This is a genomic window from Streptomyces sp. NPDC085944 (genome assembly GCF_040686295.1).
Taxonomy (GTDB): domain Bacteria; phylum Actinomycetota; class Actinomycetes; order Streptomycetales; family Streptomycetaceae; genus Streptomyces; species Streptomyces salinarius.
The window spans coordinates 1-21,152 of sequence record NZ_JBFBJX010000011.1 but is presented as its reverse complement, the minus strand read 5'-3'; the positions used below and the strand labels follow the sequence as shown (position 1 = coordinate 21,152).

Genomic DNA, 21,152 nt, shown 5'->3' with positions numbered 1-21,152 from the left:
GTCGCACATTCGGTCGTACGGACAGGCGAGACCAGGGCAAAGTCTACCGGCGGTCCCCCTCCTCCCGTGGGGCCTCTCGGCGACGCGAGCGCGGAAGCACCCGCAGGGCGTCCCCCATGTCCGCGACTTCCAGGACCTTCATGCCGTCAGGGACCTTCCCCGGATCGGCCGGTACCAGGGCGTGCGTGAAGCCGAGCCGGTGCGCCTCGGAGAGCCTGCGCTGCACCCCCGTGACCCGTCTCACCTCTCCGGCGAGCCCGACCTCGCCGATCGCCACGAGGTTCTTGGGCAGCGGAGTGTCACTGGCCGCACTGGCCAGCGCGAGCGCGACGGCGAGGTCGGCGGCCGGCTCGGAGAGCTTCACCCCGCCCACGGTCGCACTGTAGATATCCCTTTTGCCCAGGGCGCTGATGCGCCCGCGCTGCTCCAGCACGGCCAGCATCATCGACACCCGCGAGGTCTCGAGCCCCGAGGTGGTGCGCCGGGGCGACGGAATCTGCGAGTCGACGGTCAGCGCCTGCACCTCGGCGACCAGCGGCCGCCGCCCCTCCAGGGTGACGGTCAGACAGGTGCCGGGCACCGGCTCGGCCCGCCGGGTGAGGAACAGCCCGCTGGGATCGGCCAGTCCCGTGATCCCTTCGTCGTGCAGCTCGAAACAGCCGACCTCGTCCGTCGTCCCGTACCGGTTCTTGACGCCTCGCACCAGCCTCAGCCGCGCATGCCGGTCACCCTCGAAGTGCAGGACGACGTCCACGAGGTGCTCAAGCAGCCGCGGCCCCGCGATGGCCCCGTCCTTGGTGACGTGGCCCACCAGCAGCGTGGACATGCCGCGCTCCTTGGAGGCGCGGATCAGTGCCCCCGCCACCTCCCGCACCTGCGCCATGCCGCCCGGGGCGCCGTCGATCTCGGGCGAGGCGACCGTCTGCACGGAGTCCAGGATCAGCAGCGACGGCTTGACGGCGTCCAGATGCCCGAGTACCGCCGCGAGGTCGGTCTCGGCGGCGAGATACAGATGGTCGTCGATGGCGTGGATCCGGTCGGCCCGCAGTCGCACCTGGCTGGCCGACTCCTCACCGGTGACGTACAGCGTCCGGTGCTCGTCGCTCGCGGACTTGGCCGCCACGTCGAGGAGCAGCGTGGACTTGCCGACGCCGGGCTCTCCCGCGACGAGCACCACGGCCCCGGGCACCAGCCCGCCGCCGAGCACCCGGTCCAGCTCGGGCACGCCGGTGGAGCGGGCGGTCGCCTGCCGGCCGTCCACCTGGCCGATGGGCACCGCGGAGGTCGTGACGCGCCCCGGCGTGGTCGTACGCACGGCGGGCGCGCCGTACTCCTCGACCGTGCCCCATGCCTGGCATTCGGGGCAGCGGCCGAGCCACTTGGCCGTCTGCCAGCCGCACTCGGTGCAGCGGTAGGACGGCCGTTCCTTGGCGGACTTCGTACGGGCAGCCATGCACGAACGGTAACCGCCCCCACTGACAACGGACCCGGCGCGGGTGTGGACCCACTGTCCCGGCGCCGACGTGGCCCCCGGCGCGCGTGCGGGCGCGCGCGGGTGGACCCACTGTCCCGGCGTCGGCGTGGCTCCCGGCGTGGGTGTGGGCGCGGGTGGGTGACGCGGCCCGGCGTTCGCGCTCTGCCGCTGCGCCCACCCGTGCCGCCCCAGCGGCACGACTGCCCGCAGCTGGGGCGGCGTGGCGGACTGCCTGCAGCGGCGACGGCGTGGCGGACTGCCTGCAGCAGCGGCGGTGGCGTGGCGGACTGCCCGCAGCTGGGGCGGCAGGCGTGGCGACTGCCCGCAGCAGCGGCGACGGCGTGGCGGACTGCCTGCAGTTGGGGTGGCAGGCGTGGCGACTGCCCGCAGCAGCGGCGGTGGTGTGGCGGACTGCCTGCGGCTGGGGCGGCGGGGAGCCGCGTACGGCGGGGATGGGGCAGTGGCGTGGGGCGGGGGAGAGCCGCGTACGGCGAGGAGGGGTCGGGTCGGGGGGTGTCCGCCCGCAGTGGTTGGCGCGTCCGCGCCGGGGGAGATCTGTGGCCGACCGATTCCGCGCCGTTCCGAGGACGGACACCCCCCGGCCCGGCCCCGACCCACCCACCGAACCCGAGGCGCTACGCGCACCCCCACCCAACCCGCACAGGCGCCGCAGGCACCCCGCACCACCGCCGAAGGCACCCGCACCGGCGCCGCAGGCACCCGCTCCCCAGCACCACGAACGGACGACGGCGACCCCGGCCCGGCCACGGAAGGGCAGGTTCCTGTCCCCTTATGAGGGATCGTTTCACCCGTACGGATTAAAAGTGCCCAACGCGCCAGTTCGCGCCACCCATAGCCCCCTACGGTCGCCGAGTGATGAGGAGCAGTACGGAAACCACGACCCGCACGACCGGCGCACACCGGGCGCACCGGGAAGCGCGTGACCGCACCGCGGCGAGGGCGCTGGCACAGCCGCCGGCGCAGCGTCCGCCCGCGCGATACGCCGCGTACGACGCGTATCTGGACGGCCTGTTCACGTACTGCCTGTCCGTCCTCTGCGACCACGACGCCGCGACCACCGCCCTGACCGACGTCCTCGCGCTCGCCGAGCGCCGCGGCCACCGTGGCCCTCCGCCCGCCGCCGACCGCAGGGCCTGGCTGTACGCGCTGGCCCGCTGGGCCTGCCTGCGCAAGCTGGCCGAGGCCAAGCAGAAACGTCCGAGCAGCCACGCCGCAGGCCGCCCCACCGCTCCCACCACACCCACGCCCCCGGCCCCCACCACCCCGGCCACCGCCACAGCCACCGCCGCCAACGACGAGGTCACCCAGCGGCACCGCAGCGAACTCGCCCTCCTCGCCTGGCCGGAGGCCGCCGGCACCACCCCCGAGCAGCGCGAGGCCCTCGAACTCGCCGTACGCCACCGCCTGGCCCCCCACGAGGTCGCCGCCGTCCTCGGCATGGACCTCGCCGCCGCCCGCGAACTGCTCGCCTCCGCCGCCTGCGAGGTGGAACGCACCCGCGCCGCCCTCGCCGTCGTCGAGACCGGCACCTGCGCGGGCGTGTCCCGCCTCACCGGCGACAACCGCTACGTCCTCAGCAGCGCCCTGCGCCGCGAGCTGGTCCGGCACGTCGACGACTGCCCGCGCTGCCGCCGTACCGCCGAGCGCGCGATCCCCGGCCGCTGGCCCGGCACCAGCGTCACCCCCGCCGAGCTGCCCGTCCTGGAAGCCCCCCGCGCCGCCCTGCGCGGAGCCCCGGCCCACGGCACGCGCGCGCGGGGCAGCGCTCCCCGCTTCGACCGGCGCGGCTTCCCGATGGACCCCAAGGACCGCGCGGCCCGCCGCGACCGCCTGCGCGCGCGTGCCGTCACCACCACCGTCGTCGCCACCGTCGTGGCGGCCCCGGTGCTCGCCCTGTGGGCGGCCTACCGGGGCACGCCCGTCGTCGAGGGCGAGGAGGGCCGCTCGGCCAGCGCCAGCGAGGCGCAGGACCCAGACGGCCTGGAGGGCGAGTCGGCGGGCGGCGGCTACGGCGGCTACGAGAACGCGGGCAACGCGAGCACCACCCCCGGCACCGGCTTCGGCGAGAACGGCGAGGCCGACGTCTCCGTGGAGGTCGTCGGCGTCTCCGGCGCCGGCGAGAAGGGGACCGGCCACCTCAAGGTGACGGCCGGCCACGACGGCGACACCACGCTGGTCACCCTGACCGCGACCGGCGACGCCCCGGTGCGCTGGTCCGTGTCCGCCGGAGCCTCCTGGCTCTACCTGAGCCGGTCCTCGGGCACCCTGCGTCCCGGCGAGTCCGTGACGGTCCGGGTGTACGTCGACCACCTGCGCGAGCCGACCGGCCACTGGAGCGCACGGGTGGCCGTCTCGCCCGCCGACGCGGTCGTCACCATCGAGGGCTACGGTCCCACGCCCACCCCAACCCGCCCGGACCCGCGCCCCAGCACCCCCGGCGACACCACGTCCCCGTCCGACCCGGGCCATACCCCGGCCCCAAACCCGGACCCGTCCACCTCGCAGCCCACCGATCCGGACCCGACGCCCACCCAGGACCCGCCGCCGACCTCGCCCGACCCGGACCCGACGACCGGCAACCCGTCCCCGACCGGCGGTCCGGACGGCTCGTCACCCCCGCCGGGCGACGCCGACAGCGGCACCCCGAGCCCGTCCGGCTCGTAACGCAACGCACCGGAGGCCGTCCGGCTCGTAACGCAACGCACCCCTAGCCTGTCCGGTTCGTAACGCAACGCACCGGAGGCCGTCCGGCTCGTAACGCAACGCACCCCGAGCCCGTCCGGTTCGTAACGCAACGCACCCCGAGCCCGTCCGGCTCGTAACGCCGGCACGGTGCCCGCGACCGGGACGGAACCCGGCACTGCAACCGGCCCGCGGGACAGGCCCCGGCATCGGCACCGCCACCGGCCCCGGCCCGGCCCCCGCCCTCAGCGAGCCGGGTCCGCCGGATGCGGTGCCAGCAGCGGCAGCTGCGAGGCCAGCCGCTCCTCGCACAGCTCGACCAGCCGGTCGTACCCCGCCTTGCCCATCAGCTCGATCAGCTCCGGCCGGTAGGACACGTACACGGGCTCGCCCGCGCCGTGCGCCGAGGTCGCCGACGTGCACCACCAGTGCAGGTCGTGCCCGCCCGGGCCCCACCCCCGCCGGTCGTACTCACCGATCGACACCTGGAGGACGCGCGTGTCGTCGGGCCGGTCGATCCACTCGTAGGTCCGCCGAACCGGCAGCTGCCAGCACACGTCCGGCTTGGTCTCCAGCGGCTCCCGGCCCTCCTTCAGCGCCAGGATGTGCAGCGAGCAGCCCGCGCCCCCGGCGAATCCCGGCCGGTTCTGGAAGATGCAGGAGCCCTGGAAGGGCCGGGTCTGCCGGGAACCCTCGTCGTCCTCGGAGGTCCAGCCGTTCCGCGTGCCCTCGGCGTGGTGCTGCCAGATGTCCGGCGTGAGCCTCGCCACATGCTCGGCGACCCGCTGCTCGTCGTCCTCGTCGGAGAAGTGCGCGCCCAGCGAGCAGCACCCGTCGTCCGCGCGGCCCGCCTGAATGCCCTGGCAGCCGCTGCCGAAGATGCAGTTCCAACGAGAGGTCAGCCATGTCAGATCGCACCGGAAGACCTGCTCGTCGTCCGCCGGATCCGGGAACTCCACCCACGCGCGCGCGAAGTCGAGCCCTTTCTCGTCGCCCGAGATGCGCTTCTTGTCCTTCTTGGCCGACTTTTCGTCCTTCGCCTTTTTCGTCTTTGGCACGGCTCCAGGGTAAGTCGCCGGAGCGGAAGGACGGGACCACCGCCGCCCGCGCCCGCAGTAGCGTTCCGTACATGAGACTCGGTGTCCTCGACGTGGGTTCGAACACGGTGCATCTGCTGGTGGTCGACGCGCACCCCGGTGCCCGCCCGCTGCCCGCGCACTCGCACAAGGTGGAACTGCGCCTCGCCCAGCTCCTCGACGAGGGCGGGGCGATCGGCCCCGACGGCGTCGACCGGCTGGTCGCGGTCATCAGGGAGGCGCTCCAGGCCGCCGAGGACAAGGGCGTGGAGGACCTCCTGCCGTTCGCCACCTCGGCCGTGCGCGAGGCGACCAACGCCGACGACGTCCTCGAACGCGTGCGGGACGACACCGGTGTCGAGCTGACCGTCCTCACCGGCGCCGAGGAGGCCCGGCTCACCTTCCTCGCCGCCCGCCGCTGGTTCGGCTGGTCCGCGGGCAGACTGCTGGTCCTCGACATCGGCGGCGGCTCCCTGGAGATCGCCTACGGCCTCGACGAGGAACCGGACGCCGCGGTGTCGCTGCCGCTCGGCGCGGGCCGGCTGACCGCCGCCCGGCTGCCCGACGACCCGCCCCACCCGGACGACGTCAGGGCGCTGCGCCGCCACGTCCGTACGGAGATCGCCCGGACGGTCGGCGAGTTCAGCCGCCTGGGTGCCCCCGACCACGTGGTCGCCACCTCGAAGACCTTCCGGCAGCTGGCCCGCATCGCCGGCGCCGCCCGCTCGGCCGAGGGCCTCTACGTCCAGCGCGAGCTGAAGCGCGCCTCCCTGGAGGCCTGGGTGCCCCGCCTGGCCGCCATGACCAGCGCCGAACGCGCCGAACTCCCCGGCGTCTCCGAGGGCCGCGCGAACCAGCTCCTGGCCGGCGCCCTGGTGGCCGAGGCCGCGATGGACCTGTTCCACGTGGAAAACCTGGAAATCTGCCCGTGGGCCCTCAGAGAGGGCGTGATCCTACGGCGCCTGGATCACATGGGCCAGGGGTGAACGCGCCCCTGAAAAGGGGCGCGGGCAACCGCGAACCGTCGCGCACCTGTCCTATGGCAATGACCACAACGGCGATCGGGCACCCCGCGACTCCCGGAGGGCACCCCGTACCCTGACCCCCGTGGCAAACCCCAGGGACGTGATCCGAACCCCGGACGCGAAGGTCGCCCTGTCGACGGCTTCCGTCTACCCGGAGTCGACGGCGACGGCCTTCGAGATCGCCGCGCGCCTCGGTTACGACGGCGTCGAGGTGATGGTCTGGACGGACCCGGTCAGTCAGGACATCGAGGCGCTGCGCAGACTCAGCGACTACCACCGCATGCCGATACTCGCCGTGCACGCCCCGTGCCTGCTCATCACCCAGCGGGTCTGGTCCACCGACCCCTGGGCCAAGCTCCAGCGCGCCCGCGCCGCCGCCGAGAAGCTCGGCGCGTCCACCGTCGTGGTGCACCCCCCGTTCCGCTGGCAGCGCCAGTACGCGCGGGACTTCGTCAACGGCATCTGGCGGATGGCGAACGAGACGGACGTCCGCTTCGCCGTCGAGAACATGTACCCCTGGCGCTACCGCGACCGCGAGATGCAGGCGTACGCCCCCGACTGGGACGTGACCAAGGACGACTACCGGCACTTCACGATCGACCTCAGCCACGCCGCGACCTCCCGCACCGACGCCCTCGGCATGATCGACCGCATGAGCGACCGCCTCGGCCATGTCCACCTGGCCGACGGCAAGGGCTCCGCCAAGGACGAGCACCTCGTCCCCGGCCGCGGCACCCAGCCCTGCGCCGAGGTCCTCGCGCACCTCACGCGCACCGGCTTCGACGGCCACGTCGTCATCGAGGTCAACACGAGGCGCGCGATGTCCGGCGCCGAACGTGAAGCCGATCTCGCCGAGGCGCTCGCCTTCACCCGCGAGCACCTGGCGCGGTCGGCGTCCCCGGTGCCGGGTGGCCCGGCGGCCAGGACGGACCGCCGGTGAGCGGCGACGCCGACAAAGCCGCCCGGCGCCGCGGCCGCCCGCCCCGTACGGAGGCCGGGGACACCCGCGACCGCATCCTCGTCACCGCCCGCGAGGAGTTCTCCGAGCGCGGCTACGAGAAGACCTCCGTGCGCGGCATCGCCAAGGCGGCGGGCGTGGACCCGGCGCTGGTCCACCACTACTTCGGCACCAAGGAGCAGGTCTTCGGGGCGGCCATCGAGGTCGCCTTCGCGCCCGCCATGGACGCCCCCGAAGCGATCGCCGACGGCCCCCTGGACGGGGTCGGCGAGCGCCTGACCCGCTTCGTCTTCGGTGTCTGGGAGAACCCGGCCACCCGCACGCCCCTGCTGGCCATCCTCCGCTCCGCCGTGAACAACGAGGCCGCCGCAGCCGTCTTCCGCCGGCTGATCGCCGCCCAGCTGCTGCGCCGGGTCGCCGCCCAGCTGAACAGCCCGGACGCACAGCTGCGCGTCGAGCTGGCGGTGGCACAGCTGGTGGGCTGCGCGATGCTCCGCTACGTGATCAAGGTGGAACCGCTGGCCTCGGCCGACCCGGAGCAGCTCATCGCCCACCTGGCGCCGGTCGTCCAGGGCCACCTCACCGGACCGTGAAGCTCCTCACCGGACCGTGAGGCCCCTCACCGGCCCCGGAGGGCGCCCTCCCTGGCGGCGTGCGGCGAGACGGGCGTCCCGCATTCCGGACACCCCGTCCCGACCCCTGGATGACCGGCGTACGCTCGACGGCAGTCATAACTCTCCGAAGGAGCGAGCGACGATGCCCGAACTGAGGTCCCGCACAGTCACCCACGGCCGCAACATGGCGGGCGCCCGCGCCCTTATGCGTGCCTCCGGTGTACCCGGCGCGGACATCGGGCGGAAGCCGATCGTCGCCGTCGCCAACAGTTTCACGGAGTTCGTGCCGGGCCACACGCACCTGGCCCCGGTCGGCCGGATCGTCAGCGAGGCGGTCGTCGCGGCCGGCGGCATCCCGCGCGAGTTCAACACGATCGCCGTGGACGACGGCATCGCGATGGGCCACGGCGGCATGCTCTACAGCCTCCCCTCCCGCGACCTGATCGCGGACAGCGTGGAGTACATGGTCGAGGCGCACTGCGCCGACGCCCTGATCTGCATCTCCAACTGCGACAAGATCACTCCGGGCATGCTCAACGCGGCGCTGCGCCTGAACATCCCCACGGTCTTCGTCTCCGGCGGACCCATGGAGTCCGGCCGCGCCACCCTGGTCGACGGCACGGTCCGCACGCTGGACCTGGTCGACGCGATGTCGGAGGCGGTCAACGACAAGATCTCCGACGCGGACATCCTCCGCATCGAGGAGAACGCCTGTCCGACCTGCGGCTCCTGTTCCGGCATGTTCACCGCCAACTCGATGAACTGCCTGACCGAGGCGATCGGCCTCTCCCTCCCCGGCAACGGCTCGGTGCTGGCCACCCACACCGCCCGCAAGGCGCTGTACGAGAACGCCGCCCGCACGGCCTTGGACCTGACCCGCCGCTACTACGAGCAGGACGACGACTCGGTCCTGCCCCGCAACATCGCCACCCCCGCGGCCTTCGAGAACGCCATGGCGCTCGACATCGCGATGGGCGGCTCGACCAACACGATCCTGCACCTGCTGGCCGCCGCCCAGGAGGCGGAGGTCGCCTACGGCCTCACCGAGATGGACGCCCTCTCGCGCCGTGTCCCGTGCCTCGCCAAGGTCGCGCCCAACGTCGCCAAGGACCGCACGTACTACATGGAGGACGTGCACCGCGCCGGCGGCATCCCCGCCCTCCTCGGCGAACTGCACCGCGGGGGCCTGCTCAACGAGGACGTGCACTCCGTGCACAGCCCGTCCCTGGCCGACTGGCTGAAGACCTGGGACGTGCGCGGCGGCTCCCCCTCCAAGGAGGCCGTCGAGCTGTGGCACGCGGCCCCCGGCTGCGTGCGCTCCGCCGAGGCCTTCTCCCAGTCCGAGCGCTGGGACTCCCTGGACGAGGACGCCGAGGGCGGCTGCATCCGCTCGGTGGAACACGCCTACTCCAAGGACGGCGGCCTCGCGGTCCTGCGCGGCAATCTCGCCGTGGACGGCTGCGTCGTCAAGACGGCCGGCGTCGACGAGTCGATCTGGACCTTCGAGGGTCCGGCGGTCGTCTGCGAGTCGCAGGAGGAGGCCGTCCAGAAGATCCTCACCCAGCAAGTCAAGGAGGGCGACGTCGTCGTCATCCGCTACGAGGGCCCCAAGGGCGGCCCCGGCATGCAGGAGATGCTCTACCCGACCTCGTACCTCAAGGGCCGCGGTCTCGGTAAGGCCTGCGCCCTGGTCACCGACGGCCGCTTCTCCGGCGGCACGTCCGGGCTCTCCATCGGCCACGCCTCCCCGGAGGCGGCAGCCGGCGGCACCATCGCCCTGGTCGAGGACGGCGACCGCATCCGCATCGACATCCCGAACCGCTCCATCGAGCTGCTCGTGGACGATGCCGAGCTGACCCGCCGCCAGCAGGCCCTGAACGGCGTGTACGCGCCGAAGAACCGCGACCGCAAGGTCTCCGCGGCCCTGAAGGCCTACGCCGCGATGGCCACCAGCGCCGACAAGGGCGCCGTCCGCGACGTCAGCAAGCTGGGCTGACCCCCCGAGGGGACACCCCGAGGGACCCGGCAGGGGACACAGGGGGCCCGGTACGGCCTTGGGTCACCAGGCCCTCGGGTCCCGCCCCGCCACCCCGAACACCGTGCCGTCCGGCGCCCCGGCGTACACGTGCCCGCCCGCGAGCACCGGCGTCGGCAGGGACGCGGGCACCGTGTCGGACTCGGCGCCGAGCCGGGGGCGGGTCTGCCCGAGGAGCTTGCCCCCGCGGGCGTCGACACCCAACAGCCGCCCGTCGGGTGCGGTGACGTACACGTGCCGCCCGTCGGAGACCGGCTCCGAGCCCCGGCTCACGCCCGTCTCCAGCCGCCACGCCTGTTTCCCCGCCGCCATGTCGACGGCGACCAGCGAGCCGCCCGCGCCCATGAGGTACACGGTGTCCCCGTGCACGCCCGCCGACGCCGACGCCTGCGCGACCGGGATCGGCAGCGTCACCCGGCGGGTCGCTCCGGTGGCGGGGGTGTAGCGGACCACGGCCTCGACGTCGCCGTAGGCCGCCCCCTCGGCGACGAGGAACACCGACCCGTCCGCCGCTCCCACCGGCGTCAGCGTCCCCGCCAGCTCCGCGTCCCAGCGCACGTCCCCGCTCGCCGGGTCCACGGCGGTGACCCGGGTCCGCTTCCCGTCCGCGCTCTGGCTCGTCGCGTACGCCGCCGGATGCCGCTCCCCGGCGAACGAGGTGAAGTACGGCACGGACAGCCCCGGGATCCGGTGCGCCCACGCCGTCCGCCCCGAAGCGCTGTCCACGCCGGTGACCATCCCGTCGGCGCGGGTGAGCAGCAGCATGTCGCCGACGGTGCGCAGCCCGTCGTACGCCGGCATGTCCTCCTGCCACTTCGGCTTCCCCGTCGCGGGGTCGAGCGCCTCCAGCGGGCCGAGCAGGCCGACCTCGGGCTGCACGAGCCCGCCCGACACGACCGGCGGTTCGCTCCGCACGGCCTCCTCGACGGGGTGCCGCCACAGCGTGCCGCCGTCGGCCGGATCGAGGGCGAAGACCAGTCCGGGCCGCGCGCACAGCAGCCGCCGCCCCGCGTACGAGCACTGCGGCATCCCGCCGTCCGTCGCCGCGGGCACCGCCTCCCACGCCCCGAACCCGCCGGACGCACTCTGCGCGGCGGGCGTGCGCGCGGGCTCGGCACCGCCGAACGCCTGCACGGCCACGAGGCTCCCCGTCACGGCGAGCCCCAACGCCCCGGCGACGAGCGCCGACCGCTTCCCCAGCCGCCGCACGACCCGCCCGGACTTCCCGGATGTTCCGGTCGGCCCGCAGGGAGCCTGCGCGGTGGGCCCCTCACCGGCGGGCTCCCGCGCCGCCGGTACGAACACCTGCGTGTCGTAGGCCGCCGCCACCGACCGCAGCTCCCGCATCAACTCGTCGGGCGTCGGCCGGTCCGCGGGCTCCTTGGCGAGACACCGCAGCACCAGCGGCGCGAGCGACTCCGGCACGCCGGTCAGGTCGGGCTCGTCGTGCACGACCTGGTAGGCGACGACGTACGGGCTGTCGGAGTCGAAGGGCCCGCGCCCGGTCGCCGCGTGCACCATCAGCGACCCGAGGGTGAACACGTCGGCCGAGGGCCCCACCTCCCGGGGCCGCCGGAACTGCTCGGGCGCCATGTACGGCGGCGTGCCGATCAGCTTGCCGGTCTCGGTGCGCAGTTCGCTGTCCTTCGGCCGGGAGATGCCGAAGTCGATGACCTTCGGGCCGTCCTCGGCGAGCAGGACGTTGCTCGGTTTCAGGTCCCGGTGCACGACGCCGACGCGATGGATGTCGCGCAGCGCCTCGGCGAGCCCGGCCATCAGCCGGCGCAACTGGGGCTCGTCCATCGGCCCGTTCCGCTTCACGTACTCCGAGAGCGTCGGGCCGGGGATGAACAGCGTGGCCATCCAGGGCCGCCCGGCCTCCGGATCGGCGTCCACGACCGGCGCCGTGAAGGCCCCGCTCACCCGCCGGGCCGCAGCCACCTCCTGCCGGAAACGCCCCCTGAACTCGGGGTCTCTGGCATACGTAGCGTGCACGACCTTCACCGCGACGCGCATTCCGGAGGCGCTGCGGGCCAGGTGCACGACGCCCATGCCGCCCGAGCCCAGCCGGGACTCCAGGCGGTAGTGACCGTCGTACTCCGGAAGTTCCGCTTCCGCGTCCGCCCCGGCATCCCGCTGCGGCGCCATGGAACCACCCCCGTGCTGTTCGTTCGCGCGAGCGACGCTCGGAGCCTAGTCGATGGGGCGTACGGGACAGAGGCGGCCTGCCGCCCTCCGTGTGCGGGTCACGAACTGGTGTTTGGCAACTTGTTCGTGGGGTATCAACGGTCCCCCACGAAAGTCGTGGGGTGCAACGGGGGGAGTTCTCGCATGTCGCTCGACCAGGTCCAGAACACCGGCGGCGAGGAAGAGGCAGCGGGGGGAGCGCAGGCGGAAGCCGTCGCGGCGACCGCCGCCCTGAGCTCGTACCCGGTCGCGCCGGGCTACCGCCTGAACGTCCGCAGCGGCCCGGGCACCAACTACTCCCTGGTCCGGGTCCTGCCCGTGGGCTCCAGGGTCTCGATCAACTGTCAGCGCCCGGGGGAGTGGGTCTCGGGCCCCTACGGCACCTCGAACATCTGGGACAACATCGGCAGCGGCCAGTACGTCTCCGACGCGTACATCCGCACCGGCAGCGACGGCTACGTGGCTCCTCGCTGCTGAGTGTGCCGCCGATGACCTTGTAACAGCGTTGTCCTGGGGCCGTACCAGGAGGTTCCCGGGGGGAACGGCGTGCCGGGCCGAGTGGCTCTTGGTGATCGGAAAGCCGCTCGCACCGACGGGTACGGGCGGACCGGCACGCCAACCGATCCTGAGGTAGACAACGATGCGCGTTCGCAAGCTGACCCTCGCCGCCATGGCGCTCGCCGCCGGTCTCTCGCTCACGGCCTGCCAGAACGACGGCGGCACGGACGAGACCAGCGCCCCGCCCGCCGCCTCGGCCCCGTCCTCCTCGGACGGCGGCTCCGGATCGACCGGCTCGGACCAGGAGGGCGGCCAGGACTCCGCGGGGAAGACCCCCAACGGAACAGGCGGAGCCGACGGAACCGGCGAGGACGGCACGGCGGCCGCCAAGTGCCGCACCGACGAGCTGGAGATCACGGCGGCGGACGCCACCGTCGACGGCGACACCGAGGGCACCGTAGCGGTCGACCTGAAGAACGGCGGTGGCCGGGCCTGCACCCTCGCGGGCTACGCGGGCGTCGACCTGAAGACCAACACGGGAAGCCTGTCCGCGGAGCGCACCGGCGAGCAGGCCCCGCCGATCGTCCTCGAGGACGGCGAGAACGTGACCTTCGGCATCACCTATCCGATCAACAACACCGGCGGTTCCGGCGTCCGTATCACGGGCCTGGTGGTGACCCCGCCGAACGAGACCAAGTCGGTCACCCTCGACTGGCCGGGCGGCGCCTCGCTGCCCGCCTCGGACAGCCCGGGCTCCCCGGTGAAGGTCGGCCCGATGGGCAGCGCCGGCCAGGGCGGCTGACCGCACCGCACGCCGGAACAGGCGCGCGCCATAATCGACCCGTGAGCGCAGAGAACGGCAAGAACGGCACCCCGGACACCCAGGCCGGCCCCCGCCCCGAACCCCTCCGGTTCTACGGCACGACCTGGGTGCACCACGACAACGGCTACACCGCCCGCCGGGTGGGTCTCGCCGTCGGCTCGCTCGTCGTGGCGGCCGCCGCCTGCTTCGTGCTCCGCGTCGCCTACCAGGGCCTCCAGATCGCCGATGTCGGCAGCTTCGTCTCGCTGCTGATGATCGTGATGTTCGCGGTCTGCAGCGCCCTGGCCTTCCGCCACACCTGGTCCGGCTTCACCAGCCGCCACGACCCCGACCGCCAGGCCTCCCTGCGAGGCCTGCTCGCCATCGGCTTCGTCGGCACCCTCCTCGCCTACTTCTTCCGCACCTTCACCGAGGCCCCGGGCGAGAAGCTGCACCGCGAGGAGTACGAGAAGGCCCGCGAGGACTACGAGAAGCGCGTCACTCGCCGTACGGGCAACCCGTCGAAGAAGCGCCGCCGGAAGTAGCCGGGGGCGCCGCGGGCCTGTGCTCCGGGGGAGCACGGGGAGTATGAGGGCTGCGGGGGCGGCGTCACTCCTCGCAGGGGCAATCCGTCGAGGAGGCGCCGACGGAGGTGGCCCGGGTGCGTGCTTTCTCCGCGGGGGCGCGTCACTCGCCGTACGGGGAACCTGCCGAGGTGCGCCGGAAGCGGCCGCGGGCGCCGTGAGCCCTTGCCGGCGGGGATCGCGAGGTGAGCGTCGCCTGCGGCAGCGGCAACCCCCCGCCGAAGAAGCGCCGCCAAAAGCAACCCCCGGCCGCGGGTCCTGCCTGCGACCCTCCCCGGAACCCCCTGCCCCGCCCGGGCCCGCCCGGCCACCATGGCCGTATGACGACACCGCTGACCCCGGACGACTCGGCCGCTCCCCTTACCACCGCGCCGGCCCACCACAGCGCCCGCGCCCACTCCTTCAACGCCGCCGCGGCCCAGTACGCCGCCAACCGTCCCTCCTACCCGCCCGCCCTCTTCGACGCGCTGGAAGAGCTCACCGGCCGACCCATCGAGGGCGCCCGCGTCGTGGACGTCGGCGCCGGCACGGGCCTCGCCACCGCCCGCCTGAGCGAGCGGGGCGCCGACGTGATCGCCGTGGAACCCGGCGCCGGCATGACCACCGAGTTCCGCCGCACCCTTCCCGGCGTGCCCGTCGTCCGCGGCAACGGCAACGCCCTCCCCCTCGTCGGCCACAGCGCCGACCTGCTCACCTACGCCCAGGCCTGGCACTGGACCGACCCCGCCCTGGCGGTCCCGGAGGCGCTGCGCGTGCTGCGTCCGGGCGGCGCGCTGGCGCTGTGGTGGAACACCGACGCCCACGACGTGCCGTGGATCGCGGACGCGGCACGGCGCATCGACCGGCACTTCGGGCACCTGAACCTCTCCGCCGAGAGGCGCGACTTCGACGCCCGCTTCGCCGACCCCACCGGCACGCTCGACTTCGTCCACCGCGAGATCCGCTGGAGCCGGCGCGTCCCGCTCGCCACCCACCTGGCCAACCTCGGCAGCCACTCGGTCTTCCTGACCGACGCCGAGGAACGCGCCGCGGCCTTCTTCGCCGAGGAGCGCCGACACCTGCTGTCGGTCTTCCCGGACGGAGCCGTCGAGGAGACGTACGACGTCCACCTCCTCCTCGCGACGACCCCGACGCACTGACGCGACGGCCCGGCACACCGACTCGACGTGACGGCCCGGCACACCGACTCGACGTGACGGCTTGACGCCACGGGCGCCCGGGAGGAGTATTCATCACATGATGAATTACTTGCCGGAGCACTCCTCCCGACCCCCCGAAGGGCAGGGCGACGACCCCGCCCCACCCGCCGTCCACGCCGAAGACCTCACCGTCGTCCGCGGCACCCGTACCGTCCTGCGCGGCCTCGGCTTCACCGTCCCGCGGGGCAGGATCACCGGCCTCCTCGGACCCTCCGGCTGCGGCAAGTCGACCCTGATGCGGGCGATCGTCGGCACCCAGGCCAAGGTCGCCGGCACGCTGGACGTCCTCGGCCGCCCCGCCGGCCACCCGGCGCTGCGCACCCGCATCGGCTACGTCACCCAGGCCCCGTCCGTCTTCGACGACCTGACCGTCCGCCAGAACCTGGACTACTTCGCCGAGATCCTCCACCCCGGCCGGGCGGCCTCCGCCCACCGCCGCGAGGACGTCACCCGGGTCATCACCGACGTCGACCTCACCACCCACGCCGACTCCCTGGCCGGCAACCTCTCCGGCGGCCAGCGCAGCCGCGTCTCCCTCGCCGTGGCCCTCCTGGGCGCCCCCGAGCTCCTCGTCCTCGACGAACCGACGGTCGGTCTCGACCCCGTACTCCGCCGCGACCTGTGGGCCCTCTTCCATTCCATCGCCGCCGACCGCGGCGCCACGATCCTCGTCTCCTCCCACGTCATGGACGAGGCCGAGCGCTGCCACCGGCTGCTCCTGATGCGCGAGGGCGAGGTCCTCGCCGACGACACCCCCGACGCCCTGCGCACCCGTACCGACTCCGAGACGGTCGAGGAAGCCTTCCTCCACCTGGTCGACGAGGCGAAGGCGAAGGCGGAGGCCAGCACCAAGGAGAACGTCCGATGACCACCCCCACGGCTCCCGCGCCCACCCGCACCCCGGCCCACACCCGTGCCCTGAGCCTCTCCCGCACCACGGCCACCGCGACCCGTGTCCTGCGCCAGCTGAGCCACGACCCCCGCACCATCGCGCTCCTGATGCTGATCCCCTGCGTGATGCTGCTCCTGCTGCGCTACGTCTTCGACGGCAGCCCACGCACCTTCGACAACATCGGCGCCTCGCTCCTCGGCATCTTCCCGCTGATCACGATGTTCCTGGTCACGTCCATCGCGACCCTGCGCGAGCGCACCTCCGGCACTCTCGAACGCCTCCTCGCCATGCCACTCGGCAAAGGCGACCTGATCGCGGGCTACGCCCTCGCCTTCGGCGCCCTCGCCATCGTCCAGTCCGCCCTCGCGACGGGCCTCGCGGTCTGGTTCCTGGGCCTGGACGTCACCGGCAGCCCCTGGCTGCTCCTCCTGGTCGCGCTGCTCGACGCCCTCCTGGGCACCGCGCTCGGCCTCTTCGTCTCGGCCTTCGCGGCCTCCGAGTTCCAGGCGGTGCAGTTCATGCCGGCGGTGATCTTCCCTCAGCTCCTCCTCTGCGGCCTCTTCACCCCGCGCGACAACATGCACCCCGCCCTGGAGGCCGTCTCCGACGTCCTGCCCATGTCCTACGCGGTGGACGGCATGAACGAGGTCCTGCGCCACACCGACATGACCGCCACCTTCGTACGGGACGCCCTCATCGTCGCCGGCTGCGCGCTGCTGGTCCTCGCCCTGGGCGCGGCAACCTTGAAACGCCGAACGGCATAGTCAGCCCGTTGGGGGTGCCCCTCAGGGGCGGCGGGGCGGGAAACCCCGACCGGACCACCCACCCCGCACCGTCCCGCGGACTGGACGCACCACCCCCACCCGCGCACGCAGTGCGAGGATGGCCCCGGACGACGCGCACACCCCGGAGGGCACCACACCCATGACCCAGAAAGTCGCAGTCCTCGGCACCGGCAAGATCGGCGAAGCCCTCCTCAGCGGCATGATCGGATCCGGCTGGGCCCCCGCCGACCTCCTGGTCACCGCCCGCCGCCGAGAACGCGCCGACGAACTCCGCGCCCGCCACGGAGTCACCCCGGTCACCAACGCCGAGGCCGCCAAGACCGCCGACACCCTGATCCTCACGGTCAAGCCGCAGGACATGGGCACGCTCCTCGAAGAACTCGCCCCGCACGTCCCGGCCGACCGCCTGATCATCAGCGGCGCCGCCGGCATCCCGACCGCCTTCTTCGAGGAACGCCTCGCCCCCGGCACCCCGGTCGTCCGCGTCATGACGAACACCCCGGCCCTCGTCGACGAGGCCATGTCCGTCATCTCCGCCGGCACCCACGCGACCGCCGACCACCTGACGCACACCGAGGAGATCTTCGGCGCCGTGGGCAAGACCCTCCGCGTCCCGGAGTCCCAGCAGGACGCCTGCACCGCCCTCTCCGGCTCGGGACCCGCGTACTTCTTCTACCTGGTCGAGGCCATGACCGACGCCGGCATCCTGCTCGGCCTGCCCCGCGACAAGGCCCACGACCTGATCGTCCAGTCCGCGATCGGCGCCGCGAAGATGCTCCGCGACAGCGGCGAACACCCCGTCAAGCTCCGCGAAAACGTCACGTCGCCCGCCGGCACCACCATCAACGCCATCCGCGAACTGGAGAACCACGGCGTCCGCGCCGCCCTCATCGCCGCCCTGGAGGCCGCCCGCGACCGCAGCCGCGAACTGGCCTCCGGCACCAAGGACTGACCACCGAGCCGACGACCGGGCCCCCGAAAAGCCCGCAGGAGCGCTCACCGCACGCCGGTGAGCACCTCCTCCGTCATCACCACCCGGGCGAACCCGCCCCCGTGCAACGACACCGCCGACGCCCTCGCCAGCTCGTCCGCGCTCTGCCGCCAGCCGAAGGGCCCCTCCAGGCCGAAGGTGTACGTCGCGTCGAACGCGACCACGACCTCGTAGCCGAGGTTCCCGCCCATCCGTGCCGTCGTCTCGACGCACATGTTCGTCTGGATCCCGGCGAGCACGAGCTGCGAGATCCCCGCCCCGCGCAGCCAGGCGCCGAGGTCGGGCGTACCGAGAAACGCCGAGTTCACGCTCTTCGTCACCAGCAGCTCGGCCCCGCCCTTCCCGCGCCGCTGCTCGACGTACTCCTTGAACCCGTTCCCCTCGTACCCCGTCCGCAACGGCGACCCGGCCTTCACCGAGTCGTGCCGTACGAAGACGACCGGCCGTCCGGTCGCCTGCCACACGTCGATGAGCGCGGCGATGTTGTCGTCCGCCTGCGGGTGGTTGCGCGTACCCCAGAAACCGGCGTCCTCGAAGCCCTTCTGCACGTCCACGACCACCAGTGCTGCGTTCTCCGCGATGTCCATGCCCCGATCGTGCCGCCCGCGGAGCAGGCGCCCCAGAGGTCCGAAAGTCACCGATCGATGGTTTACTGCCACGATGGCAGAAGCCGTACGAGCCGCACGCACGCCCGCGACGCCCCACCGCGTCGCCCTCGCGGCCTTCCCCGGCATCCGCTCCTTCGACGTCGCCGTCATCACCGAGGTCTGGGGCACCGACCGCACCGACCGCGGCGCCCCTGCCTTCGACCTGCGCCGCGTCGCCGCCGACGGCACCACCACCGTCCCGATGCGCGGCGGCCTCGCGCTCCACCCCGACCGCACGCTCGACTGGCTGGACACCGCCGACCTCGTCGTCGTCCCCGGCCTCGACGACCACCTCACCCCGGCACCCGCCCCGGTCCTCGCCGCCCTCCGCCGCGCCCACGCCCGCGGCACCACCGTCGCCGCCCTGTGCGGGGGCGCCTTCACCCTCGCCCAGGCCGGCCTGCTCGACGGCCGCCGCGCCATCACCCACTGGCGGCTCCTGGACCTGCTGCGCACCCACCACCCCCGGGTCACCGTCGTCCCGGACGCCCTCTTCGTCGAGGACGACAACCTCTGGACCGCCGCGGGCACCGCAGCCGGCATCGACCTCTGCCTCCACCTGGTCCGCCTGGCCCACGGCGCCGAAGCCGCCGCCACCATCGCCCGCTCGATGGTCACCGCGCCCTTCCGCACCGGCACCCAGGCCCAGTTCATCGAGCACCCCACCCGGCACGCGGACCGGGACGCCGACGCCCTCGCCGGCGTCCGCGAACACGCCCTGCGCCACCTCGACGAGCCCTTCACGGTCGCCGACCTGGCCGCCCGCGCCGGCATGTCCCCGCGCTCCTTCGCCCGCCACTTCACGGCGGCCACCGGCACCACACCGCTGCGCTGGCTCCTGGACCAGCGCATCGCCGCCGCCCAGAAGCTCCTCGAACGCACCGACCTGCCCATGCCCGAGGTAGCCCGCCGGGCCGGCTTCGGCAGCGAGGTCACGATGCGCCAGCACTTCGCAGCGCGCCTCGCCACCAGCCCCCGCGCCTACCGCGCCGCGTTCACCGGAGGCAGCAGCCCGATCCCCCGGTAGGCCGCGTCCACGGTCGGCCGCGCCGTCGCCCGGGCCCGCTCGGCCCCCTCCCGGAGCACGCCCTCCACATACCCGGGATCCGCACAGAGCGCCTGGTGCCGCTCCCGCACCGGCCGCAGCACCTCGACGACCGCCTCCGCGGTGTCCTTCTTCAACGCGCCGTACGAGTCGTACCCACCCGCCAGCTCCGCCGGGTCCCCACCCGTACAGGCGGCGAGGATCTCCAGCAGATTGGCGAGCCCCGCCCGCTCCTCGCGGTCGTAGACGACGTCACGTCCGCTGTCGGTCACGGCCCGCATGACCTTCTTGCGCACCACGTCCGGTTCGTCCAGCAGGTAGACGATCCCCGGCCCGGTGTCGTCGCTCTTGCCCATCTTCGACGCGGGCTCCTGCAAGTTCATCACCCGAGCCGCCACCGCCGGACTGGTCGCCCGCGGCACCACGAAGGTGTGCCCGTACCGCTGGTTGAACCGCACCGCGAGATCCCGGGCCAGTTCGACATGCTGCGTCTGGTCGTCCCCGACCGGCACCTCGTCCGTCCCGTACGCCAGGATGTCCGCCGCCATCAGCACGGGATACGTGAGCAGCGACAACCGCACGCTCCCGTCCCGCCTCCGTTCCCGCGCGGCCTTCTCCTTGTACTGGATCATCCGCCGCATCTCCCCGTCCGTCGCGACGCACTCCAGTACGTACGACAGCCGGGCGTGCTCGTCCACGTGACTCTGCACGAACACCGTGCACAGCTCGGGATCCAGTCCCGCCGCGAGCAACAGCGACGCCGCCTGGCGGCTGAGTCTGCGCACCCGCGCCGGGTCGTGGTCCACGGTCAGCGCGTGCAGGTCGACGACGCAGAACAACGCGTCCGACCGGTGCTGGTCCACCGCGGCCCACTGCCGCATGGCTCCCAGATAGTTCCCCAGCGTCAGGTGCCCGGTCGGCTTGACCCCACTGAAGACCCGCGTCATCTCTCCACCTCCTGGTCAGGGCCGCCGCCACCGGCCGGCCGCCCCTCCTGGAGGGAGATACGAGAACGGCCGCCGAAGCGGCGGCCGTCGAGTACATACGTGTGCGGCCGCCGTCAGGCGGCCCGCCAGAGCTGGCTACACGTACGCGTCGTCACGAGCCCCACCGTACGCCCGCGCAGCCCGCTCCGCCCGGGATTTGACACGGCTGCCCCGCACTCCTAATGTTCTCCGGGTTGTTCGACGTGAGCGCCGACCTCGGTCGGTCCCCGGACAGCCATTCCGCAAGTACCAACCACTCTTCGACGAACAGTCGCGTTGTCGGCGTCGTCGTCCTGTCGGCGCGTGTATTTACGGAATGAGGAGTCCACGTTCGAAAGAACGCGGCCCCCGATTAGCTCGGGAGCCGGGAATCCGCTAGAGTCTCACCTCGTCGGAACGGCCCAACAGCCGGGACGACAACCCCCTCTGACGGGGAATCAGAGCCCGAAAGGATCTGATAAAGTCGGAGCCGCCGGAAAGGGAAACGCGAAAGCGGGAACCTGGAAAGCACCGAGGAAATCGGGTCGGAAAGATCTGATAGAGTCGGAAACGCAAGACCGAAGGGAAGCGCCCGGAGGAAAGCCCGAGAGGGTGAGTACAAAGGAAGCGTCCGTTCCTTGAGAACTCAACAGCGTGCCAAAAGTCAACGCC

The 21,152-nt window shown here is 73.0% G+C and carries 18 protein-coding genes; 13 read left to right on the top strand and 5 right to left on the bottom strand.

Going from position 1 to position 21,152, the window contains the following annotated elements:
• Positions 1 to 43: 43 nt before the first annotated feature.
• A complete protein-coding gene (gene radA, locus AB0P07_RS22005) occupies positions 44 to 1,453 on the bottom strand; it encodes a DNA repair protein RadA (RefSeq protein WP_061443262.1) in 1,410 nt (469 codons plus the stop codon).
• Between the two features lie 897 nt (positions 1,454 to 2,350).
• Between radA and AB0P07_RS22000 the strand changes: the two genes are divergently transcribed.
• Positions 2,351 to 4,159 (top strand): hypothetical protein, encoded by a 1,809-nt coding sequence (locus AB0P07_RS22000; protein ID WP_365552974.1) that lies wholly within the window; start codon positions 2,351 to 2,353, stop codon positions 4,157 to 4,159.
• 263 nt (positions 4,160 to 4,422) lie between these two features.
• Here AB0P07_RS22000 and AB0P07_RS21995 read toward each other — a convergent pair whose 3' ends face one another.
• Positions 4,423 to 5,235, bottom strand: coding sequence for a hypothetical protein (locus tag AB0P07_RS21995; RefSeq protein ID WP_365552973.1), 813 nt, complete (start codon positions 5,233 to 5,235; stop codon positions 4,423 to 4,425).
• Positions 5,236 to 5,306: 71 nt separating this feature from the next.
• Between AB0P07_RS21995 and AB0P07_RS21990 the strand changes: the two genes are divergently transcribed.
• From AB0P07_RS21990 to ilvD, 4 genes are all read left to right on the top strand, one after another.
• A complete protein-coding gene (locus tag AB0P07_RS21990; RefSeq protein ID WP_365552971.1) occupies positions 5,307 to 6,239 on the top strand; it encodes a Ppx/GppA phosphatase family protein in 933 nt (310 codons plus the stop codon).
• Between the two features lie 121 nt (positions 6,240 to 6,360).
• Positions 6,361 to 7,218: a sugar phosphate isomerase/epimerase gene (locus AB0P07_RS21985; protein ID WP_365552969.1), complete on the top strand. Its 858-nt coding sequence runs from the start codon at positions 6,361 to 6,363 to the stop codon at positions 7,216 to 7,218.
• Positions 7,215 to 7,829, top strand: a complete 615-nt coding sequence (locus tag AB0P07_RS21980) for a TetR family transcriptional regulator (protein ID WP_365552967.1) — start codon at positions 7,215 to 7,217, stop codon at positions 7,827 to 7,829. Before AB0P07_RS21985 ends, AB0P07_RS21980 begins: the two co-directional genes overlap by 4 nt.
• 163 nt (positions 7,830 to 7,992) lie before the next feature.
• Entirely contained in the window at positions 7,993 to 9,846 is a 1,854-nt protein-coding gene (ilvD, locus tag AB0P07_RS21975) for a dihydroxy-acid dehydratase (protein ID WP_365552965.1), read from the top strand.
• Between the two features lie 63 nt (positions 9,847 to 9,909).
• Here ilvD and AB0P07_RS21970 read toward each other — a convergent pair whose 3' ends face one another.
• The gene (locus AB0P07_RS21970; protein WP_365552963.1) at positions 9,910 to 12,033 is read right to left on the bottom strand and encodes a serine/threonine-protein kinase; all 2,124 of its coding nucleotides are present in this window, start codon (positions 12,031 to 12,033) and stop codon (positions 9,910 to 9,912) included.
• 183 nt (positions 12,034 to 12,216) lie between these two features.
• On the opposite strand from AB0P07_RS21970, the gene AB0P07_RS21965 reads away from it, so the two are divergent.
• The 7 genes from AB0P07_RS21965 to proC all read left to right on the top strand — a co-directional run bounded on the left by AB0P07_RS21965 (position 12,217) and on the right by proC (position 17,784).
• Positions 12,217 to 12,549, top strand: coding sequence for an SH3 domain-containing protein (locus tag AB0P07_RS21965; RefSeq protein WP_365552961.1), 333 nt, complete (start codon positions 12,217 to 12,219; stop codon positions 12,547 to 12,549).
• Positions 12,550 to 12,712: 163 nt separating this feature from the next.
• On the top strand, positions 12,713 to 13,372 hold the full coding sequence (locus tag AB0P07_RS21960; RefSeq protein ID WP_365552959.1) for a DUF4232 domain-containing protein: 660 nt from the start codon (positions 12,713 to 12,715) through the stop codon (positions 13,370 to 13,372).
• A 41-nt stretch (positions 13,373 to 13,413) separates the two neighbouring features.
• Positions 13,414 to 13,917 (top strand): EamA/RhaT family transporter, encoded by a 504-nt coding sequence (locus AB0P07_RS21955; RefSeq protein WP_365552958.1) that lies wholly within the window; start codon positions 13,414 to 13,416, stop codon positions 13,915 to 13,917.
• Positions 13,918 to 14,276: 359 nt separating this feature from the next.
• The gene (locus AB0P07_RS21950) at positions 14,277 to 15,095 is read left to right on the top strand and encodes a class I SAM-dependent methyltransferase (protein WP_365552956.1); all 819 of its coding nucleotides are present in this window, start codon (positions 14,277 to 14,279) and stop codon (positions 15,093 to 15,095) included.
• A 97-nt stretch (positions 15,096 to 15,192) separates the two neighbouring features.
• Positions 15,193 to 16,023 carry an ABC transporter ATP-binding protein gene (locus AB0P07_RS21945; RefSeq protein ID WP_365552954.1) on the top strand — a complete coding sequence of 277 codons (831 nt, stop codon included), beginning with the start codon at positions 15,193 to 15,195 and terminating at the stop codon, positions 16,021 to 16,023.
• Complete coding sequence (locus AB0P07_RS21940; RefSeq protein WP_365552953.1) at positions 16,020 to 16,811, top strand: ABC transporter permease; 792 nt, start codon at positions 16,020 to 16,022, stop codon at positions 16,809 to 16,811. The genes AB0P07_RS21945 and AB0P07_RS21940 overlap by 4 nt, the downstream gene beginning before the upstream one ends.
• 160 nt (positions 16,812 to 16,971) lie before the next feature.
• Positions 16,972 to 17,784, top strand: a complete 813-nt coding sequence (gene proC, locus AB0P07_RS21935; protein WP_365552951.1) for a pyrroline-5-carboxylate reductase — start codon at positions 16,972 to 16,974, stop codon at positions 17,782 to 17,784.
• A gap of 44 nt (positions 17,785 to 17,828) precedes the next feature.
• Here proC and AB0P07_RS21930 read toward each other — a convergent pair whose 3' ends face one another.
• Positions 17,829 to 18,410, bottom strand: a complete 582-nt coding sequence (locus AB0P07_RS21930; protein ID WP_365552949.1) for a cysteine hydrolase family protein — start codon at positions 18,408 to 18,410, stop codon at positions 17,829 to 17,831.
• 73 nt (positions 18,411 to 18,483) lie between these two features.
• Between AB0P07_RS21930 and AB0P07_RS21925 the strand changes: the two genes are divergently transcribed.
• Positions 18,484 to 19,497: a helix-turn-helix domain-containing protein gene (locus tag AB0P07_RS21925; protein ID WP_365552947.1), complete on the top strand. Its 1,014-nt coding sequence runs from the start codon at positions 18,484 to 18,486 to the stop codon at positions 19,495 to 19,497.
• On the opposite strand, the gene trpS is transcribed toward AB0P07_RS21925, so the two are convergent.
• Positions 19,452 to 20,462, bottom strand: coding sequence for a tryptophan--tRNA ligase (gene trpS, locus AB0P07_RS21920; RefSeq protein WP_365552946.1), 1,011 nt, complete (start codon positions 20,460 to 20,462; stop codon positions 19,452 to 19,454). The genes AB0P07_RS21925 and trpS overlap by 46 nt on opposite strands.
• Positions 20,463 to 21,152 lie beyond the last annotated feature (690 nt).

What these genes read in the sequence shown, in the direction of transcription:
- radA (WP_061443262.1), bottom strand. Translation starts at nt 1,453, where the DNA reads ATGGCTGCCCGTACGAAGTCCGCCAAGGAACGGCCGTCCTACCGCTGC.
- AB0P07_RS22000 (WP_365552974.1), top strand. Translation starts at nt 2,351, where the DNA reads ATGAGGAGCAGTACGGAAACCACGACCCGCACGACCGGCGCACACCGG.
- AB0P07_RS21990 (WP_365552971.1), top strand. Translation starts at nt 5,307, where the DNA reads ATGAGACTCGGTGTCCTCGACGTGGGTTCGAACACGGTGCATCTGCTG.
- ilvD (WP_365552965.1), top strand. Translation starts at nt 7,993, where the DNA reads ATGCCCGAACTGAGGTCCCGCACAGTCACCCACGGCCGCAACATGGCG.
- AB0P07_RS21970 (WP_365552963.1), bottom strand. Translation starts at nt 12,033, where the DNA reads ATGGCGCCGCAGCGGGATGCCGGGGCGGACGCGGAAGCGGAACTTCCG.
- AB0P07_RS21965 (WP_365552961.1), top strand. Translation starts at nt 12,217, where the DNA reads ATGTCGCTCGACCAGGTCCAGAACACCGGCGGCGAGGAAGAGGCAGCG.
- AB0P07_RS21960 (WP_365552959.1), top strand. Translation starts at nt 12,713, where the DNA reads ATGCGCGTTCGCAAGCTGACCCTCGCCGCCATGGCGCTCGCCGCCGGT.
- AB0P07_RS21950 (WP_365552956.1), top strand. Translation starts at nt 14,277, where the DNA reads ATGACGACACCGCTGACCCCGGACGACTCGGCCGCTCCCCTTACCACC.
- AB0P07_RS21945 (WP_365552954.1), top strand. Translation starts at nt 15,193, where the DNA reads ATGATGAATTACTTGCCGGAGCACTCCTCCCGACCCCCCGAAGGGCAG.
- AB0P07_RS21940 (WP_365552953.1), top strand. Translation starts at nt 16,020, where the DNA reads ATGACCACCCCCACGGCTCCCGCGCCCACCCGCACCCCGGCCCACACC.
- proC (WP_365552951.1), top strand. Translation starts at nt 16,972, where the DNA reads ATGACCCAGAAAGTCGCAGTCCTCGGCACCGGCAAGATCGGCGAAGCC.
- AB0P07_RS21930 (WP_365552949.1), bottom strand. Translation starts at nt 18,410, where the DNA reads ATGGACATCGCGGAGAACGCAGCACTGGTGGTCGTGGACGTGCAGAAG.
- AB0P07_RS21925 (WP_365552947.1), top strand. Translation starts at nt 18,484, where the DNA reads ATGGCAGAAGCCGTACGAGCCGCACGCACGCCCGCGACGCCCCACCGC.
- trpS (WP_365552946.1), bottom strand. Translation starts at nt 20,462, where the DNA reads ATGACGCGGGTCTTCAGTGGGGTCAAGCCGACCGGGCACCTGACGCTG.